Annotated in this window: 19 protein-coding genes; 17 read left to right on the forward strand and 2 right to left on the reverse strand. The window is 42.4% G+C overall.

Going from position 1 to position 19,847, the window contains the following annotated elements:
• Nucleotides 1-32: 32 nt before the first annotated feature.
• Nucleotides 33-791: a hypothetical protein gene (locus G573_RS0100100; RefSeq protein WP_027974825.1), complete on the forward strand. Its 759-nt coding sequence runs from the start codon at nucleotides 33-35 to the stop codon at nucleotides 789-791.
• A 754-nt stretch (nucleotides 792-1,545) separates the two neighbouring features.
• Nucleotides 1,546-2,682: a LysM peptidoglycan-binding domain-containing protein gene (locus G573_RS0100105; protein WP_027974826.1), complete on the forward strand. Its 1,137-nt coding sequence runs from the start codon at nucleotides 1,546-1,548 to the stop codon at nucleotides 2,680-2,682.
• A 135-nt stretch (nucleotides 2,683-2,817) separates the two neighbouring features.
• Here the strand turns inward: G573_RS0100105 and G573_RS0100110 are convergent, their stop codons facing one another.
• Nucleotides 2,818-3,798: a Gfo/Idh/MocA family protein gene (locus G573_RS0100110; RefSeq protein WP_156888775.1), complete on the reverse strand. Its 981-nt coding sequence runs from the start codon at nucleotides 3,796-3,798 to the stop codon at nucleotides 2,818-2,820.
• A 364-nt stretch (nucleotides 3,799-4,162) separates the two neighbouring features.
• Here G573_RS0100110 and G573_RS0100115 point away from each other — a divergent pair, with 364 nt between their 5' ends.
• The 5 genes from G573_RS0100115 to G573_RS0100135 are packed head-to-tail and all read left to right on the forward strand — an operon-like array spanning nucleotide 4,163 to nucleotide 9,122.
• Nucleotides 4,163-5,365, forward strand: coding sequence for an NRAMP family divalent metal transporter (locus G573_RS0100115; protein WP_027974828.1), 1,203 nt, complete (start codon nucleotides 4,163-4,165; stop codon nucleotides 5,363-5,365).
• A gap of 24 nt (nucleotides 5,366-5,389) precedes the next feature.
• Nucleotides 5,390-6,130: a 5-oxoprolinase subunit PxpB gene (pxpB, locus tag G573_RS0100120; RefSeq protein ID WP_027974829.1), complete on the forward strand. Its 741-nt coding sequence runs from the start codon at nucleotides 5,390-5,392 to the stop codon at nucleotides 6,128-6,130.
• Nucleotides 6,120-7,136: a 5-oxoprolinase subunit C family protein gene (locus tag G573_RS0100125; RefSeq protein WP_027974830.1), complete on the forward strand. Its 1,017-nt coding sequence runs from the start codon at nucleotides 6,120-6,122 to the stop codon at nucleotides 7,134-7,136. The genes pxpB and G573_RS0100125 overlap by 11 nt, the downstream gene beginning before the upstream one ends.
• A gap of 36 nt (nucleotides 7,137-7,172) precedes the next feature.
• Nucleotides 7,173-8,333, forward strand: a complete 1,161-nt coding sequence (locus tag G573_RS0100130) for a biotin carboxylase N-terminal domain-containing protein (RefSeq protein ID WP_027974831.1) — start codon at nucleotides 7,173-7,175, stop codon at nucleotides 8,331-8,333.
• Nucleotides 8,334-8,348: 15 nt separating this feature from the next.
• Complete coding sequence (locus G573_RS0100135; RefSeq protein ID WP_027974832.1) at nucleotides 8,349-9,122, forward strand: LamB/YcsF family protein; 774 nt, start codon at nucleotides 8,349-8,351, stop codon at nucleotides 9,120-9,122.
• A 198-nt stretch (nucleotides 9,123-9,320) separates the two neighbouring features.
• Here the strand turns inward: G573_RS0100135 and G573_RS0100140 are convergent, their stop codons facing one another.
• Entirely contained in the window at nucleotides 9,321-10,595 is a 1,275-nt protein-coding gene (locus tag G573_RS0100140; RefSeq protein WP_156888773.1) for a hypothetical protein, read from the reverse strand.
• A 311-nt stretch (nucleotides 10,596-10,906) separates the two neighbouring features.
• Here G573_RS0100140 and purD point away from each other — a divergent pair, with 311 nt between their 5' ends.
• From purD to purB, 10 genes are all read left to right on the forward strand, one after another.
• On the forward strand, nucleotides 10,907-12,172 hold the full coding sequence (gene purD, locus G573_RS0100145) for a phosphoribosylamine--glycine ligase (protein WP_027974834.1): 1,266 nt from the start codon (nucleotides 10,907-10,909) through the stop codon (nucleotides 12,170-12,172).
• Nucleotides 12,173-12,355: 183 nt separating this feature from the next.
• Nucleotides 12,356-12,847, forward strand: a complete 492-nt coding sequence (gene purE, locus G573_RS0100150) for a 5-(carboxyamino)imidazole ribonucleotide mutase (RefSeq protein ID WP_027974835.1) — start codon at nucleotides 12,356-12,358, stop codon at nucleotides 12,845-12,847.
• Nucleotides 12,834-13,907 carry a 5-(carboxyamino)imidazole ribonucleotide synthase gene (gene purK / locus G573_RS0100155; RefSeq protein WP_027974836.1) on the forward strand — a complete coding sequence of 358 codons (1,074 nt, stop codon included), beginning with the start codon at nucleotides 12,834-12,836 and terminating at the stop codon, nucleotides 13,905-13,907. The genes purE and purK overlap by 14 nt, the downstream gene beginning before the upstream one ends.
• A gap of 71 nt (nucleotides 13,908-13,978) precedes the next feature.
• Nucleotides 13,979-15,232, forward strand: a complete 1,254-nt coding sequence (locus tag G573_RS0100160) for an SNIPE associated domain-containing protein (RefSeq protein WP_027974837.1) — start codon at nucleotides 13,979-13,981, stop codon at nucleotides 15,230-15,232.
• Nucleotides 15,233-15,254: 22 nt separating this feature from the next.
• Nucleotides 15,255-15,947 (forward strand): aspartate/glutamate racemase family protein, encoded by a 693-nt coding sequence (locus G573_RS0100165; RefSeq protein ID WP_027974838.1) that lies wholly within the window; start codon nucleotides 15,255-15,257, stop codon nucleotides 15,945-15,947.
• Between the two features lie 72 nt (nucleotides 15,948-16,019).
• The gene (locus G573_RS0100170) at nucleotides 16,020-16,631 is read left to right on the forward strand and encodes a CPBP family intramembrane glutamic endopeptidase (RefSeq protein ID WP_027974839.1); all 612 of its coding nucleotides are present in this window, start codon (nucleotides 16,020-16,022) and stop codon (nucleotides 16,629-16,631) included.
• 32 nt (nucleotides 16,632-16,663) lie between these two features.
• Entirely contained in the window at nucleotides 16,664-17,062 is a 399-nt protein-coding gene (locus tag G573_RS0100175) for an SRPBCC family protein (protein WP_027974840.1), read from the forward strand.
• Between the two features lie 63 nt (nucleotides 17,063-17,125).
• On the forward strand, nucleotides 17,126-18,172 hold the full coding sequence (locus G573_RS0100180; RefSeq protein WP_027974841.1) for a hypothetical protein: 1,047 nt from the start codon (nucleotides 17,126-17,128) through the stop codon (nucleotides 18,170-18,172).
• Complete coding sequence (locus G573_RS11480; protein WP_169364428.1) at nucleotides 18,165-18,317, forward strand: hypothetical protein; 153 nt, start codon at nucleotides 18,165-18,167, stop codon at nucleotides 18,315-18,317. Before G573_RS0100180 ends, G573_RS11480 begins: the two co-directional genes overlap by 8 nt.
• 165 nt (nucleotides 18,318-18,482) lie before the next feature.
• Complete coding sequence (purB, locus tag G573_RS0100190) at nucleotides 18,483-19,781, forward strand: adenylosuccinate lyase (RefSeq protein WP_027974842.1); 1,299 nt, start codon at nucleotides 18,483-18,485, stop codon at nucleotides 19,779-19,781.
• Nucleotides 19,782-19,847 lie beyond the last annotated feature (66 nt).

A 19,847-nucleotide genomic window follows, 5' to 3' on the forward strand; every position in this document is an offset into this window, starting at 1 on the left:
AATAGATGCCTTTTGGGGGGAGGAGATTCGTTATGTTAAAATACTTTAGGAAAAATAGTAAGGTTTTATTGCTGCTTGTTGCATTGATTGTTGTTTCTGGGCCGCTATTTTCAATCATCTTATCATCCATTTCCAGCTTATTGAATACCAACTTAGGGGATTGGTTAAGCTTCTATGGTGCGATGACAGGCATTGTGATTTCATTGGTTGTTATTCATTTCCAGCTCTATCTGGAAAATGAAAAAAATCTCAAAGGGCAGCGGCCCAAGCTGTTTTTAGAATACGATTATCAGGATATCAAACCCGGCTGCCCTATTTATTATCAAGATAAATATTGGTTTGGATTGATTCACCGCAAAGAAAACAGCAAAAAACTGGCGGTACGTTCCTTTAAAAATTTTTATTCTGAGGAGGGTAAGATGGATAAAGCCCTATCCTTTGAAATTCAAAACAACCGTCCTGTATTTGATCTTCAAATCCAATTTGGCAATCAGGGAAGCTATGTAGCTATCCCAAAGTTAAGTGAGGATCAAAAAATATACGTCGTATCAAAAGAACATCAAGATGCCATTTTTGCTTATTTGTCAAAAAACAATAAAAATGCAAAAGAAACATTCACTCACGTTCCTCCATTATTGAAAATATATTATACTACTACCGCTGATGAAAAAATTTACCAAGAGTATTCTGTAGATGCAAATGGTTACTGTGAATTAGTAAAAGAAAAGTATGATGTAAACTATCCAAGCCTATCAGGAAAAGACTATATTTGTGATTACTTCGTGCGATGATCTAGAGAATTAATCTGCGTAAAATATCTTTTGATTTTACTTTAAGCTTTCTGCAAGAAAATTTTAAGGACAGCTTAAGCTAGCGCTCGTATACTATAGTCATCCTAGCAATAGGATTCCAAAACTTTTCTTTTTCATAGCAGTGGCTGCTAGTCATCTTCTCACGGCTTTGCCGCTTAAGCTGACAGTAGCTGTTGCATACGTATTCGTACGACCTGAAGGTCTACGACTACGGTAAAATCTCCTAAAAACAGCCCAACTTTTGTTGGGTTGTTTTGCTGTTAAAATAGTAACAACTAATGTAAAATTTTCACCAAACATGGCTCGGTATCCATCACTGTAAGGAGCTAAAGCTCAAACAGTGAGCGTATCTTTTTCATAGCAGTGGCTACTAGTCATCTTCTCGCGGTTTTACCGCTTAAGCTGACAGTAGCTGTTGCATACGTATTCGTACGACCTGAGGGTCTACGACTGCGGTGAAATCTCCTAAAAACGGCTCAACTTTTGTTGGGTTGTTTTGCTGTCTTTGCTTGCCCATCAAATACAGTCTGGACAGCTGCCAAGGACAGCAATTCTAGAAGATAGCAGTTAAAATTGTTCGGAAAAAATTTATTCAGAACAATGCATTTTATATGACAAATGCAACAGGATGTTACAGCCGTAAGATAGTTCTGTTAAGGTGAGCCGATGAGGAGGCATTTGAAAAAAACTATGTTAGGATAGGATTATCTCAAAAAACGAAAGGGACTATAACATGAAATTCAATCAAAAAATGCTATTAGCCTCAACACTCGCCTTATCACTTTTTGCAGCTTTTGAAGCAAAAGCTGACGATAAGGCAGCAAACTGGGCACCGCGCACAGTAGAAGAAGTCAAAACAGACTTAGTCAGTCAAGGCAATCAAACCACTTATACCGTTCAATACGGAGATACCCTCAGTACCATCGCAGATGCTATGTCTGTTGATGTCAATGTTTTAGCCAAGGTCAATCAAATTGCCAATATCAATCTGATTTTCCCGGGAACTACTATCACAGCAAGCTATGATGCTCAGCACAATGTCACAGGCATGACCATTGAAGGTGCAGATAACAGCGCAGTTTCAGGGCAGTCAGCATCGGTTAATTTTTCAACCAATGAAGTAACTGTCGGAGAGACCACAACATCTCTGGATGCTGTCGAAACTCCGGCGGCATACCAAGCACCGGCTGCTGAAACAACCGTACCGACAGAACAAGCAAGCTCAGCTCAGCCGGCTGCAAGTTCAGCGCCAGTCAGTGCAGAGCAGCCTGCGGTTCAGTCCACACCGGCTCAGGCAACCGCACCGGTTGCACCAACGGCAGCTCAAACAACCACTGCAGAATCTGCCTCAGCACCTGCACCTACCGCACAAACAAACGCTGCAGACACAGCTAATTCAGCCGCGCCGGCGCAAACAGAGGCACCAGCTGCCAGCCAAGCAGCGACGACGACTGCCCCTGCAGCTCCAGCCGCTGAGACTGAAGCGCCAGCAGCAGAACCAGCGCAGCAACAAACAAGTGTTGACACCACAGGTCTTCAGCCGTCCGCTGCAAACTTTGCCAACAAGGTAGCTAATACTTATGGTGCTACGGATATCGGCGGTGTCCGTGAAGGCGACAGCGGTGACCATGGTACAGGTAATGCCGTTGATGTTATGGTTTACGATGATACCAATCTTGGTAAGCAAGTTGCTGACTATGCTACTTCAACCATGGCGGAAAATAATATTTCTTATGTGATTTATCAGCAAAAATTCTATGGACCGACCGATAACGTCTACGGCCCTGCCAACACTTGGAACCAAATGCCGGATCGCGGCAGCGACACGGCCAACCATATGGATCACGTCCACGTGTCATTTAATAACTAATTAGCAAGTTAGAAACCTTAGAATCATTCAAAGGTGTTACTTCTAAAAAAGCTCCTCTTATAAGCGGCCAGTGAAAAGCAACTATTCACTGGATACTGTGAGAGGAGTTTTTTCTATGCTTTAAAATTGATAAATCTATTCTTCTTCTGGGTAGACAATTCCCCATTCTTTGCGCAGCTGAGTCATGATATCCATGACATCTTGCGTGTAACCCAGATGCATGGTGTTTTCGATACCTGCGACAGCTTTTTCCATATCAGCCACTTCATAGACAAGAGCCTGAGCGGTATCTCCAGCCTCGATCACCTCCTGGTGCCCATCCTCGGTATAGGTAATGACAGCTTTTTGTCCGCGCGGGTATTCATAAAGTTCGATATAACCCTTGTCGTAAGCGATCGTTCCGCGTTTAGGCTGCTTGGCATGGAGACTGAGGGTAATTGTCGCCATCTGGCCTTCATCATTGGTCAGAAGGATTCCCGCTTGCTCATCCACGCCGGTTGGTGCCAGCTGAACCTGTGAAGCAATCTGTTTCGGACTTGATGCCATAAACCAGCGGATAAAGGACAGCGCATAAACACCGATATCCAGCAAAGCGCCGCCCGCTAAATCACGGCTGAAAAAGCGGTTAGTCATGTCGTAGTCTTTATAACTGCCAAAGTTCATCTGGATAAGTTTAAGTTCGCCCAGCTGACCGGAATTCACAATCTCTGTTAGTTTACGGTAAATGGGCATATGAAAAATCGTCATGGCTTCTGCCAAAACAACATGGTTTTTCTGAGCCAGTTTAATGGCTTCATCAAGTTCATCTGAATTCAGTGTAATTGATTTTTCACACAGCACGTGTTTACCGGCAGCCAGTGCTTTTCTGAGAAAATTGATATGAGTGTTATGCGGCGTTGAAATGTAGATAATATCCACATCGGGATCGTCAAAAACGTCATCAATCTTGTCATAAACTTTGTCAATACCGTATTTTTGGGCAAATGCAAGGCCTTTTTCGTGCGTACGGTTGGCAACTGAATAAATAGTGCGTCCTTGAGACTGCAGAGCCTGAGCGAGTTCGTTGGCAATAACGCCAGTCCCCAGCGTTGCCCAATTGTAGTGTTCTTTTGTCATCATAAGCGCCTCCTTTTCTTTAGTATATCAGAAAAAGGGATTAGATATTCAAAAATATTTGAAATACTGAGAAGATTGGGAATAAATTTTTCTGCAAATCAGAACCAGAAGAATTTCAGATTTTTGAGGAAACAGATAAAATAATTTTATCTATTCAAACAAAAAGTTTCTGCATACCGCCATGCAGGGCTTTTTTTGATGGACAAACGCACTATTTGCGATTGGACTGTTTACAAGTAAGGTTTTTCGGATGACAGGAAAATGATGTCATAAAATCTAACATCGTTTTGTAGATTTGCCTTGGCAGCCGATCTTTTTTGGGTTATAGTTATACTGTAATAATTCTGATAAAGGAGAAAAAGAGATGAACAACAAGAAGAAAAACAAAGGCCCTCTTCTGGGTGCTGCTTTTATCATGGCTACCTCTGCTGTGGGACCGGGCTTTCTAACGCAAACCGCAAAATTCACCAGTGACTTTTCGGCCAGTTTTGGTTTTGTGATTCTGGCTTCAATTGCCCTGGCTTTGATTGTTCAGACCAATATTTGGCGTGTCTTAACGGTCAGCGGTTTGAGAGGTCAGGATATTGCCAATAAACTTCTGCCGGGTTTGGGGTATGTCTTAGCTTTTCTGATTGTTTTGGGCGGTCTCGTTTTTAATATTGGAAATGTTGGCGGCGGGGCTCTTGGTTTTAATACCTTATTGGGTCTTCCTACGACAGTGGGTTATTTCCTGGCTGGCGGTCTGGCTATTTTAATTTTTCTTTTTAAAAATGCTATGACAGCGATGGATAACTTTACCAAAGTTTTAGGCGGCTTGATGATTCTTGTTATCTTTCTTGTTATTCTTATTGTCAATCCTCCTTATGGAACCGCTTTAAAAGAAACCTTTATGCCGTCAGCCGGCCTTTCAAATCTTTTTAACGCTATTTTAACGCTTCTAGGCGGCACAGTTGGAGGCTACATTACCTTTGCAGGAGCGCATCGTTTGATTGATGCCGGTTTTACAGGTCAGGAAAACTTAGATCATGTTAAGAAAAGTTCCATCATGGGTATTTCTATCGCAACAATTGTCCGCATTTTCTTGTTTCTGGCTATTTTAGGAGTTGTTTCCAAAGGTGCTGTCTTAGATCCTAACAATCCGGCAGCAGATGCATTCAAGCAAGGAGCTGGCGAACTGGGCTACCGTTTCTTTGGCTTGGTACTCTTATCGGCAGCCCTGACGTCAATTGTTGGTGCGGCTTATACGTCTGTTTCTTTTCTCAAGACATTGAGCAAGACAGTGGCTAAACACGAAAAGACGGTCACGATTATTTTTATCATTATTTCAACCTTTATCATGGCCTTTTTGGGACAGCCGGCTAATCTGCTGGTTGTTGCCGGCGCCTTAAATGGTTTGATTTTGCCTTTAACGTTAGGCATTTGTCTTATTGCCAGCCAAAAAACAAGTATCATGGGTGCGGCTTATAAGCATCCTAAGTGGCTCTTCTGGCTGGGAATTCTTGTCGTTGGCATTACAGCTTATTTGGGGGTAGTGTCCTTAGGAAATTTGGGGCAGTTGTTTTCATAGGCAATTCGCTGAGAGGAGGTTTGTATGGAATATAGAATTAGACTGGCTGGCGATTCAGCTCTGCTGATTGAATTTGAACAGGACATTAAGCAGGAGACAAATCAAAAAATCAAAGCTATGCTCCAGCTGCTGAAAGAACAGCCAATTGAAGGTGTTCATGATATTATTCCTGCTTTTGCCTCACTGCTGATCAACTATGATCCGCACATTCTTTCTTATAAGTCTCTGGTCAGCCAACTAACGACGTTGCTGCAGCAAGATATAAGGACTGCTCAAAAGGAGCAGCGGATCATTGAAATTCCTGTATGCTATGGTGGGGAGTACGGACCGGATATACAATTTGTTGCTCAGAATGCCGGTTTATCGGAAGCAGAAGTCATTGCCAGACATACTAGCCGTGATTATCTGATTTATATGCTGGGCTTTCTGCCGGGCTTCCCTTATTTGGGCGGTTTGGATGAGACCATTCATACCCCTCGTTTGGAAAATCCAAGACTGACTATTGCGGCCGGCAGTGTTGGCATTGGCGGCAGCCAAACAGGTATCTATCCTCTGGCTTCTCCCGGCGGCTGGCGCTTAATCGGCAGAACACCTCTTAAGACCTATGACCCTCAAAAACAGCAGCCCTTTATCTTTGGAGCCGGTGATTATATTCGTTTTAAGGCTGTTGACGAATCGGATTATCACAGTATTCATCAGGCTGTTTTGGCTGGCAGTTATGAGATTGCTGTATTGACCGGAGAGGAGGTTAGAAATGGGGATTAGAATCCTAAAACCCGGGCTCATGACAACTGTTCAAGACAGCGGCCGCAATGGTTATCAAAGTCAGGGATTCAGTGTTTCGGGTGTTATGGATGTCAGATCGTTTCGGATAGCCAATCTTCTGCTGGACAATCCTGAAAATGAAGCTGTTCTCGAATTTTCTCTGGTGGGCCCAATCTTAGCATTCACTCAAGATACAATTATTGCCATCACCGGTGGGGATTTTCAGCCGACAGTCAATGGCGAGCCGGCAGCCATGTATACTGCTCTTTATATACATGAAGGAGATGTTCTAGCCTTTGGCGGTGCTAGGACGGGTTCGCGGGGTTACATCAGTTTTTCCGGCGGTTTGAAGATTCCAGAGGTTATGGGGAGCCGCTCAACCAACGTCAAAGTCGGACTGGGCGGCTTTAAAGGGCGGCAGCTGCAAGCAGATGACTATATTCCCTTTCGCAGCAATCGCCTTTACCTGCCGCACTTTTTATCCAGAAAACTGCCGGCTGATGATTTTGATCAGGGAAAGGCAGTTTTGAGAGTTGTTTTAGGACCGCAAGATCACTATTTTACAGAAGAAGGCCTGCAGACTTTTCTGAGAGAAACTTATACGGTTACCAAAGATTTTGACCGGATGGGCTGCCGTTTAGACGGTCCGTCTGTTGTTCACAAGGACAAGGCAGATATTATTTCTGATGCGACTGTTTTTGGGGCCATTCAGGTGCCGGCTCACGGCAAGCCTATTGTTTTATTGGCCGATCGTCAAACGACAGGCGGCTATGCTAAAATAGGAGCCGTTATTTCTGTGGATCTTCCCAAATTGGTGCAAAGAAAGATGAATCATCGCATTCGCTTTGAAGCTGTTTCGGTTGAAGAAGCTCAGAATCTGCTGCAAAAAGAAGCCGCTGAATTTGAACACATGCGCAGCCGCATTCATCAGCCCTGCCCGGAAATACTGACGCGGCGTCGTACAGCTAAGCGTTTGGCTTCACTTTTTGAAAGGAATTGCATTTGACGTTTGTTTGACATTGACAGTTAAGTAGGTAATATCATGATTCATAAAATACTTGTAGCCAACCGCGGCACAATAGCGGTTAGTATCATTCGGACCTGCCGCTGCTTGGGGATTCAGACAGTCGCTGTCTATTCCAAGGAAGATGCTCAAAGTCTGCATGTACAGCTGGCAGACCAACGCCTTTGCATCGGTCAGGGTTCGCTTGAGAACAGTTATTTGAACCGGGAGAATATCATTTCAGCTGCTTTATATACCGGCGCTGATGCTGTTCATCCGGGCTGCGGTTTTCTGGCAGAAGATGCTGCCTTTGCCAGACTTTGTCAAAAGCACGGACTTATTTTTATTGGACCGAGTCCGGAGCTTATTGAACAGCTCCATACCGGCTCTCGGCTTGAGCAGATAAGAGAGAAGATCCGTCTTCCTTTCTTGCCTGAAAATGCGCCTAAAGAAACTGCCGAAGGCTCTGCGGACTTTTCTCGAACGATTGAGGTTCCCATTATCGCTGATCAGTTTGGCAAGATTGTGGTTTTAAAAGAAAAAGACTGCCTGAGCCGGGCAAACGGACAGAGTATACTGGAAGAGACGCCTTCAGCGGTCCTTGGTACAAAAGGCCGGCAGGCATTAAGACAGACGGCTTTTGAGATTGCTAAGGCCCTTTGTTATACCAATGTTGGGACGGTGATTTTTGCTCTGAACAAATCGCAGCAGGTCTATGTTAAAGGAATAACTGCCGGTATTTCATCAGGATATGGTTTAACAGAAATGGCAGCGGGACTGGATGTGATTGGTGAGCAGATTAGAATTGCGGACGGTGAAGCTCTGTCTTTTAAACAAGAAGAAGCTGCTAGCAAAGGGCATGCCCTTGTCTGTCACATCAGAGCAAATTTTTCTGCTGAAAGCTCTGAGGCAGAGTCTCGCTTGGTTCATCATTTGCATGTGCCCGCCGGACACGGTGTCAGAGTGGATACGGCTCTTTATGCCGGTTATCAGATTCCTGCCTATCAGGATTACGATACAGAGATTGCTCAAGTTATTGTTCAGGCGCCCAGCAGAGCAGCTGCCATTCAAAAAATGAAAACGACCTTAGATGAAATGGTCGTGCTTGGTGTTGAAACTAATTTAGATTTTCAGTATAGTATAATGGAAGATCCTAAATTTAGAGACGGTAGAATTGACAAACTAAATAGTGATGATTGAGCCAAGGAGATTGGTATGACGTATAAAATTGATTTAAACAGCGATTTAGGAGAGAGTTTTGGGGCTTACCACATGGGACAAGACAGCGAGATTATCCCTTTAATCAGCTCAGCTAATATTGCCTGCGGTTTTCATGCAGGGGATCCTTTGGTTATGTTAAGGACCACCCAATTAGTGCAAGAAAATAAAATTGCCATGGGTGCTCATCCGGGCTTTTCTGACCTGATAGGTTTTGGCCGGCGCAACCTGCAGATAAGCACGAAGGAAGCTGCAGCCGATACAACTTACCAGATAGGTGCTTTGGATGCTTTTGCCAAAGCCGGCAACATGCAGCTGCAGCATGTGAAACCGCACGGAGCTCTTTACAATATGGCCTGCAAAGACAGCAAGCTGGCAAGGGCTATTGCTCAGGCTGTTGCCAGCTATGATGACAGGCTCATTTTGCTGTGCCCCGGTGCCAGTGAATTGGCGCTGGCTGCTAAAGCCAGCGGTTTAAGAGTGGCAAAAGAAGTTTTTGCGGACCGTGCTTACGAAAGTGATGGTTCCTTGGTCAGCCGCAACAAAGAAGGCGCCATGATTACCGATGAGCATGTGGCTATAGATCGCTTAATCCAAATGATTAAAGATAAAACAGTTGTCAGCATTGATGGCAAGACCATACCCATTGAGGCAGACTCTGTCTGTGTCCACGGGGACGGCCCCAAGGCACTTAAATTTGTCAAAGAAATCAGACAAGCCTTTCAACAGGAAGGCATCACAATCAGCCCTTTGGCAGACATTGTTGACTGAGCTTCTGCACAAGCTCCTTAATAATCCATAAAAAACTCAGCATTGTATTGAAACGGTTTTAGTGTTTTTCCAAGGTTTCATACATGACTGAGTTTTTTTCTATGATTAAATTTATAAAGTTATATATTCACAAAAACTACTGAAATCATTTCTCAGTAATTTTTGTGCTTTATGAGTACCCAATTTTTATTGTTAGCATCACTTCTTATGAACTCTTTGTGGAATTCTACGTTTCGGAGGTTTTACAGTGGAAAAACCATTCTTAGGATTAGTAAAATATTTAGATAAAGATTCAGTTATGATAAAACTGACTACAACTCCTATCATGCTGCAAAAGAGTATCATATTTCTATAGTCAATAAAATGATAAGGATACTGCGCATCTATAATAGGAATAGAATGGTGTTTTCCCCACTTAATCAGTAAGTTCAATAATAACAGGGTCAAAAACAATGTAATATTAAACCCATAAGCCATAAACTTAAACTTTGCAGAAGGTTGAATTGTTCGTTTTAATCTAAATTCTTGTACGCTAAAGATACCTTGCAAAAAAGTAGAGCTAATTACAGGAACCACCCACATCAGAAGATCTAAACCACCATCGTTTTGGAAATAGAGAAGGATAGCAGCAATTATTACAATAGTTATAAAATAGCTGAATCCGAGGATAATAAAAGCACTTGCCTCCTTCTTTGAAAGAACATAGATTTTATAGGACAAAATTTTTATATAGAGTAAAGACACATAAAAGAAAAGATAAGAGAAAACCTCTAATGCTCCGTTTACCGTTATTAAAGAATGATTTAAGATTTGATCAATATTAGCAAGAGTAGCGAAATAAGCGAAAAATGAAAAAGTTTCACTAATGATATAAGAATTATCATTTATCAAAAGTGATAATTTCTTGCTGTATAGTTTGATAATAAAGAGATATCTTACCCCAAGTAAACCAAAAACACAGATAACTATTATTAGGTTTGGTATTTTTTGAAACCATGCTGTTAATAAATATAACAGTGGAGTTGTTAGAATATCTGTAAGGATGTGTACCCACGGATTGTTACTAACAAACCATTTACTAAGATAAAAAGTACCTAGATTGAGACATGAGATGATAAATGCAAATACTAGATTTATTAGCTCAAACTGATAAAATAAAACAAATTCTATCAGTGTCAATCCTCCAAAAGTAATAAAATAGATAGGGATTATCCATAGCAGATCTACCTTCTTGATTTTAACCTCATGACCTTTTAAAAAGAACTTTAAGAGTAGAAAGCATCGCAAAATAGTAAGAGTGACTATAAACATAGCAACAAAGATTAAATAAAGCTGCGTGAAATGAGTTATGAAAGCACAAAGCGCATTGATTAAAGATATTGATGAAAAGCAAACAAGATTTCCCCGATTATCTTTTATAAATTGAGTTATTCGTTTCACTTTATCAGCTTGGTTATTTGTAAAAATTTTCAATCTCATTCCCTCCTTTTTTAATTGTTCATTATAACATAGGTGTTAAAAAAGAAAATGCTAGTGATTATTAATTTTTAATAACATTAGGGTGTTCCGTGGGGATTTTTTCTAATAATTGACTCAGTCATTTTTCGTTATAAACTTTACTGATCTTATTCTTTTTACGGTTATTCCATTACGATTATTTCGTAATAACGAACAAATATGTTATAATAATCCTATATAATTCGTGAAATATCTGTGTTTTACGAAATAAACTCAGTTTTTGGGAATTTTTCCAGACGTTTTCTTTATATTGAGGTATCTTAGCTATGAAACTTTTGGTTGTTGGTTCTGGCGGTCGTGAGCATGCGATTGCGAGGAAGTTGTTGGAGTCTCCGCAGGTTGAGCAGGTCTTTGTGGCGCCCGGCAATGACGGGATGACGTTGGATGGTTTGGAAATTGTAAATATCGGAATTTCCGAACATTCTGCTTTGATTGATTTTGCAAAGAGCAATGATATTGCCTGGACTTTTATTGGTCCTGATGATGCCTTAGCAGCTGGCATCGTTGATGATTTTAACCAAGCTGGGCTTAAAGCTTTCGGACCGTCAAAATTAGCGGCGGAGCTGGAGTGGTCCAAAGATTTTGCCAAGGAAATCATGGTCAAATACGATGTTCCGACAGCAGCCTATGGCACATTTACCGACTTTGAAGAAGCCAAGGCTTATATCGAAAAGCAGGGCGCACCAATCGTCGTCAAGGCTGATGGTTTAGCACTGGGCAAGGGTGTGGTCGTAGCTGAAACCGTGGAACAGGCTGTAGAAGCGGCGCGCGAGATGCTTTTGGACAATAAGTTTGGTGATTCGGGTGCGCGCGTGGTTATCGAAGAGTTTCTGGACGGTGAGGAGTTCTCCCTCTTTGCCTTGGTCAACGGCGATAAGTTTTACATCCTGCCGACAGCCCAGGATCACAAACGGGCCTACGACGGCGATAAGGGTCCCAATACAGGAGGCATGGGAGCTTATGCACCGGTGCCGCACCTGCCTCAAAGCGTGGTGGACACGGCGGTGGAAACCATCGTCAAGCCTGTGCTTGAGGGCATGATTAAAGAAGGACGGCCTTATCTGGGCGTGCTCTACTGCGGCTTGATCCTGACCGCTGATGGTCCCAAGGTCATTGAGTTTAACGCGCGCTTTGGTGACCCTGAGACTCAGATTATCCTGCCGCGTTTGACGTCTGATTTTGCGCAGAACATCACGGATATTTTGGAGGGTAAAGAGCCGCACATGACTTGGCTGGATAAGGGAGTGACCCTGGGCGTGGTTGTCGCATCAAACGGCTATCCCCTCGCCTATGACAAGGGTGTGGAGCTGCCAGCTAAGACCGACGGCGATATCATCACTTATTATGCAGGGGCTAAGTTTTCGGAAAATGGCAGAGCCCTGCTGTCAAACGGCGGACGTGTCTACATGCTTGTTACCACAGCAGACACGGTCAAAGCTTGTCAGGACAAAATTTACAAAGAACTCTCCAAACAAAACACAGACGGGCTCTTCTACCGCCACGATATCGGCAGCAAAGCCATTAAAGTTTAGCGTAGCTAAGCGACCGAAGGTCGCTAAAATCCGACAGTTTCCGCCGTAGTGAAAAGACGATTAACGTGTTAATCGTCTAGGGGAATTTCGAGACTGTGGGCCCGAAATTAAGCAATGGAACGCCTTAGGCGGTCGCTTGCGTCCCCACTACCCAAGGAAACTGTCAAAAAAGAAGGAATTTTCATGAAAAAACCAATTATTTCTATTATCATGGGGTCTAAATCCGACTGGGCTACCATGCAAAAAACCGCAGAAGTTTTAGATCAGTTCGGCGTGGCTTATGAAAAGAAAGTCGTCTCAGCCCACCGCACGCCGGATCTTATGTTCAAACACGCCGAAGAAGCACGCGGCCGCGGCATCAAGGTTATCATCGCCGGAGCCGGCGGAGCCGCCCATCTGCCGGGGATGGTGGCAGCCAAAACAACGCTGCCGGTCATCGGTGTGCCTGTTAAATCACGCGCTTTGAGCGGCCTTGATTCCCTTTATTCCATCGTTCAGATGCCGGGCGGTGTGCCTGTTGCGACCATGGCCATTGGTGAAGCGGGAGCGACCAACGCTGCTCTGACAGCTCTGCGCATTCTCTCGGTTGAGGATGAAAAAATCGCTCAGCTGCTTTCTGATTTTCACAAAGAACAAGGCAGAATTGCCGAGGAGTCGACTGATGAGCTCAACTAAGACAATAGGAATTATCGGCGGCGGTCAGCTGGGGCAGATGATGGCCATTTCTGCTATTTATATGGGACATAAGGTCATTGCCTTAGATCCCGCAGCGGATTGCCCAGCTTCTCGGGTAGCAGAGGTTATTGCGGCACCCTACGATGATGTGGACGCTCTGCGTCAGCTGGCGGTACGCTGCGATGTCTTGACCTATGAATTTGAAAATGTTGATGCAGACGCCCTCGACGCTGTTGTCAAGGACGGTCAGCTGCCTCAAGGCACAGATTTGCTCCGCATTTCCCAAAACCGAATTTTTGAAAAAGACTTCCTCTCTAACAAGGCAAATGTCCCTGTGGCACCCTACAAGGTGGTTCACTCCAGCAGCGATTTGGACGGTCTTGATCTGTCTAAAAATTATGTCCTCAAAACCGCGACAGGCGGCTATGATGGGCATGGTCAGGTAGTCATCAGGTCTGAGGAAAATCTGGCTGACGCCTGTCAGTTAGCGGACACAGCAGACTGTGTTCTGGAAGAATTTGTCAATTTCAATCTGGAAATTTCCGTCATCGTATCAGGAAACGGGACAGACGTGACGGTCTTTCCCGTTCAGGAAAATATCCACCGCAACAATATTCTCTCTAAAACCATTGTTCCGGCCCGTATTTCGGATGAATTGAGCACTCAGGCACAGACCATGGCGGTGCAAATCGCCAAACAGCTGAAGCTGTCGGGCACCCTTTGTGTGGAAATGTTTGCGACCGCCGATGACATCATTGTCAACGAAATCGCACCGCGCCCTCACAACTCAGGGCACTATTCCATCGAGGCCTGCGATTTTTCCCAGTTTGACACTCATATCTTAGGTGTGCTTGGAGCACCCCTGCCCGGCATTCACCTGCATGCACCGGCTGTCATGCTCAATGTCCTCGGCCAATACATGGAAAAAGCCCAAGCCTATGTTCGCGCCAACCCTAGCGCCCACCTCCACCTTTATGGTAAACTAGAAGCCAAGCGCAACCGCAAAATGGGACACGTCACGGTGTTAAGTGATGAGCCGGATGAAGTGAGGGAGTTTTAGGCAGTGAAACAAATTTTTAGATAATTAATCTTACCAATGAGAAATAAACAATATATAGGAGCTGTTAGCTAGTGGGATTATTTAATTTTGGAAAGCCTAAGGATGAAATTTTAGAAGAAAAATTAGCTAAGCTATCATCTGATATTGAATCAAAGAAAGTCTTATTAAAAGATTTGAAGGCACAAATAAGAGACACACATAAAGTTCTATCTATGGATGAAACTATTGTACATAAACAAGCAGAGCTTGATCATCTTAAACAGCAAATTGATTTAGCTAATGATAATTTAAGTTTACAAGAGTTTGGCTTTTTTGAGAGGCAGTATAAATTTTCCGATAGTACAAAATATAAGGATAAATTAGATACATTACGAATGCAGCAGAAATCAATGGTTAAAAATAAGCAGGCAGGAGTTATTATACGGCCAATGCTTTTAGATAATAGTAAGAGCAAGGGGCGAGCTATGCAAAATCAGCTTATAAAGGCTGCTATCCGTGGTTTTAATGGCGAAGCTGATGCACTGCTCGTTAAAGTATCTGTTAGCAATGTTGATAAAAAGGTTCAAGCATTAAGAAGAGCATTTGAACAACTTAATAAGATGTATGCTAGAAACCTGATTGGGATAACCTATGAATATCTTGAATTAAAAATTGCTGAATTGAGATTAGCTGCAGAATATGAACTTCAAAAACAAGAGGAAAAAGATTTGCTTCGTGAACAAAGGGAAAAGGAACGCGAAGATAGAAAACTGCAGGCGGAAATAAAGGCTCGGCGTAAGCAGCTTGATAAGGATAGAAAACATTTCAAACAGATGGTTGACAATGTTGAGAAGTTATTAGAGACAGCGGCTAGTGATGAGGTGGAAAAATTGAAGTTGCAGTTAGCAGAGTATCAAGAAAAGCTCTCTGAACTTGATGAACTTGAAGAAGATATTGATTATCGCGAAGGACATGCAACAGCAGGATATGTTTATATTATTTCTAACATAGGTTCGTTTGGAGAAAATGTTTATAAAATAGGCGTAACCCGTCGCTTGGAGCCTTTAGAGCGTATTCGTGAGTTGAGCAGTGCTTCTGTACCTTTTCGATTTGATGTTCATGCTCTTATTTTTAGTGAAGAAGCTTTTGCTCTGGAAACAGATCTTCATAATCAATTAGCAGCATATAGGGTTAATAAAGTAAATGGGCGTAAAGAGTATTTCAAGGTTCCTTTTGAAGAAATTAAATCCATTCTTGAGAAACATAAAGTGTTAGCTATTGAATTATCTGAACAGGCAGAAGCTTTTGAGTACAGACAAACTCTTGCAATTAATAATAAAAAATAAAGTTGGTTTTTAAATGAATAATATGAAGACAATCGGTCTTATCGGTGGTATGAGCTGGGAGAGCACAACGACTTATTATCAGCTCATCAACGAAACAATCAAAAAAGAGCTTGGCGGTCTGCATTCGGCCAAGATTCTGCTTTACAGTGTTGATTTTGCGGAGATTGAGCGCTATCAGGCCAGCGGCGACTGGGCTAAGAGTGCGGAAGTGCTGAGCCAAATTGCCCAGAAGCTGGAGCAGTCTGGTGCCGACTTCATTGTCATTTGCACCAATACCATGCACAAGGTCGCTCCGCAGATTCAGGAAAAAATCACCATTCCTATTCTGCACATTGCGCAGGCAACTGCTGAAGCTTTGCTTGAAAATGGCATTCAAAAAGTCGGTCTTTTGGGCACCAAGTACACCATGACCCAAGATTTTTATAAAGACAAACTGCTTGAAGCAGGACTTGAGGTGCTGATTCCAGATCAAGCTGGCATTTCCGAAGTCAACCGGATCATCTATGATGAGCTCTGTCTGGGAGACATCAAAGACAGCTCCAAGCAAACCTATCTTGCCATCATTGATGATTTGAAAAATGCTGGTGCCCAAGCCGTTATCCTAGGCTGTACAGAGATTGGTCTCCTCGTCAAACAAGCAGACACAGACCTCCCCCTCTATGACACAACAGCTATCCATGCAGAGAAAGCCGCACAATTAGCGGTAAATGGGTAGATTAGAAAGGGAAGGGTGACCATTTTGACAGTAAATGCTGACATGGTATGATAGGTATCAGGAGGTTAACACATGGAACTATTCATTTCAAAAGTCATCAGCAGCTTTTTAGAAATAGTATTATTTGCTATCATTCCATTTATTTATTGGTTTGGTATAGACAGGAAACACGCTACCTTTCTAGACTGGCTAGGCTTTAAGAAAGTCAATAAACAGGATTTTAAACAAGTCTTTGTGCCCCTACTGGTGATGACAGTATTATTTTTGCTTATTTCTCTCTTTATTTTATTCCGCTTAAAGGGAGTGTCAATGGCGACAACCGTTTTTCGAGGCGGTGGTTTTAAGGTTCTGCCCTCTATTCTCATTTATGGACTATTTAATACCGCTCTGCCGGAAGAATTATTCTTCAGAGGATTTTTATTGAAGCGTCTTATGCAAAAGCTGACCTTTCCTTTGGCTAATAGCATTCAGTCTTTGTGTTTTGCTTTAGTACATAGTCTCATATTTTTTAAAGTGCTGGATATTGGTTCCACAATCATGATAACAGTGTTCACATTTGTCATTGCTTATGGGATGGGATATATCAATGAACAAAAGAGCCAAGGATCCATTATTCCAAGTTGGATTATCCATGCAGCAGCTAATATTTTTTCAGGCCTATGTGCTGCGTTTATGCTGATTTAGTATCAAGATAGTTGTAAAATAGGAGCGAACTTATGGTAAAATCTAATAGGAAAGCAAGTTTTTTCTATCCTATTGATAAGGTATGGGAACTTGTCACTGACTTATCAAATCAAACCTGGAGAAATGATCTTGGTCAATTTGAAAAGGTAGATGATAGCCATTTTATTGAATATACCCAAAATGGCATTCAGACAAATTTTAAGGTGACCAAAGTCGATTTGTACAAGCTCTGGGAGCTTGAATTTGAAAATAAAAATCTCCAAGGCACTTGGCTAGGACGGTTTGATTATCATGATGGTCAAACAATTCTGGATTTTACAGAAGATGTCACTGTAAAAAATGCTCTCCTGTCACCATTTGTCTGGCTTTATTTAAGAAAGCAACAAAAACAGTATTTCCAAGATTTGGGAAAAGCGCTGGAAGTTAGATAGTAAAAACAAAACTGCAGGGGTGTGTGGTGGTTAGTGATAAATTGATTTTTTACAGGGGGATACATGGGCGAATTAGCTATAAAAAATGACAAACTTGCCAAAGTAAAGGAAGTGGAAAGTAGTTCACTTGATGTTGAGCTACTTCAAAATAAAAGAAGAAATCTTGAACAAATTAGTAATTATTTGTCGGCTATTGTTAATTCTTACAATGAAATTAAGCAAAATATCAATCCTGAGGAAATGTATGTTGTTAAATTCACTCAGGAGCAATTGAAAAAGTTCCAAAATGGAGAGATTGATTTTCAAAAGACAGCGGATAGGAAATCTCTACTACCTAATTTTGTGACTAGAGGAACAAATAACAATATTGTTTCTAAAGCTAGACTAGAAAAAATCGTACTAGATAATCCTGAAGCTTTACAGAATGTTATGTCTAATGTGAATCAATTAGTAAATGCTCAAAAAATAAACGATTTGGAAATTCTACTATCCGAAGTTAAACAAATTGGTTTAGACATTAAACAGGGGCAGAAAGATGATCGACGTGCTAAAATTTTAGGTGCGGAAAGTACAATCAATCACGCGCTGATGATGTCTAATGATAATCGACATAAGCAGTTTTTATTGTTGAATGCAGTAAGTCAGTTGAATGAAGGAAGAGAGGCGCTTATTAAGGAATTTGAGAACGAAGTCAGTAAACAAATTGCTATTCCAACATCAAAAATTAGGCTGTTTTTAAAATCATCATTTGATGATAAATTTAATGAAAATGTTTCAAAAAGTTTTTTTGAATTAAATGATCAATTTTCTTATATTGTAAAAGCTAGTGATTTGCTTGCTAAAACTTATTCGGTAACAGGAAATGGTGAATTGGTTGACATTGTTTATCTGCCTGTTAAATCTTTAGTTGAAAAACACCATGAGTATGTATCAAAGTTAGTAGAATTGCAAGATTTAGATGGTGAAGAGCACCAGCGTCAAATGAAATGGTGTATTGAACCCAATGAATTCATTGCTCAAATTGGAACAACAGAATTGTCAGAAGATGATGTAATTACAATAGAATTTACTGGGAAAGAGTTGTTAAAAGGAGAGATTCAAAATGGATAAAAAACAAGTTCATAAAATTGGCAAGATGATAAATAAGCCAGTCAAATTTGTGAAGAAAAATGCAGGATGGATTGTAACAGCCGTAGTTTCTGTTGGAGGAACTGCAATTGTTAACGCTTTGACAGAGAAAAACAGAAATCAGTAACTGTAGGTTGTGTCACAATATGAAGAGAATGTAAGTGGCAGAGAATTCTGACTTTTACTTCTAGTTTTGGAGTTAAAGCATCGTGATGATTTGCTTGAATTCATATATCTAAGTGGAAATAAGAGAAATTGCAATCGCGTTACTAGTAACAAAGAAAGGAAAACAATGCTAAACCGTTATTCACGCCCTGAGATGGCGAACATTTGGAGTGAAGAGAACAAGTACCGTGCTTGGCTGGAGGTCGAGATTTTGGCCGATGAGGCATGGTCGGAGCTGGGGGAAATCCCTAAGGAAGATGTGGCGAAAATTCGTGCCAATGCGGACTTTGATATCGACCGTATTCTGGAGATTGAACAGGAGACCCGCCACGATGTGGTTGCCTTTACCCGTGCAGTGTCTGAGACACTGGGCCGCGAGCGCAAGTGGGTTCACTACGGCCTCACCTCGACCGATGTGGTGGACACGGCCTACGGCTACCTCTACAAGCAGGCGAACGCCATCATTCGCAAGGACTTGGACAATTTCCTCACGATTATCGCTGATAAGGCGCGTGAGCACAAGTTTACCATCATGATGGGACGTACCCACGGTGTTCATGCGGAGCCAACGACTTTTGGTCTTAAATTAGCCACTTGGTACAGCGAAATGAAGCGCAACATTGAGCGTTTTGAACATGCGGCCGCCGGTGTCGAAGCCGGGAAAATCTCCGGTGCCGTTGGGAACTTTGCCAACATTCCGCCATTTGTGGAAAAATACGTCTGTGAAAAATTAGGCATTCGTCCGCAGGAAATTTCTACTCAGGTTCTGCCGCGTGACCTGCATGCTGAATACTTTGCCGTTCTTGCCAGCATTGCAACCTCAATTGAGCGCATGGCGACGGAAATCCGAGGTCTGCAAAAATCAGAACAGCGCGAAGTGGAAGAATTTTTTGCCAAGGGTCAAAAGGGCAGCTCTGCCATGCCTCATAAGCGTAACCCGATCGGTTCTGAAAATATGACGGGTCTTGCGCGTGTTATTCGCGGTCACATGATTACGGCTTACGAGGACGTCTCCCTCTGGCATGAGCGTGATATTTCGCACTCCTCGGCTGAGCGCATCATCGCACCGGACACGACTATTCTCATCGACTACATGCTTAACCGTTTTGGCAATATCGTCAAAAACCTGACGGTTTTCCCGGAAAATATGCTGCGCAATATGGGCTCAACATTTGGTCTTATCTTCAGCCAGCGCGTTATGCTTAAGCTTATCGAAAAAGGCATGACCCGTGAAGAAGCCTATGATCTGGTTCAGCCTAAGACAGCCTATTCTTGGGACAATCAAGTGGACTTCAAACCGCTTCTTGAAGCTGACGAAGCTGTTACGTCGCGCTTAAGTCAGGATGAGATTGATGAGCTGTTCAACCCTGTTTACTACACTAAGCGTGTTGATGAGATTTTCAAGCGCATTGGCCTAGAAGATTAATAAACGACAGACAGCTGTGACGAAAGTCGCAGCTTTTTACACTTAAAAATCAGCATAAAAATATCA

Origin of the sequence: Streptococcus devriesei DSM 19639 (assembly GCF_000423725.1) — a bacterium.
In the GTDB taxonomy this organism is placed as follows: domain Bacteria; phylum Bacillota; class Bacilli; order Lactobacillales; family Streptococcaceae; genus Streptococcus; species Streptococcus devriesei.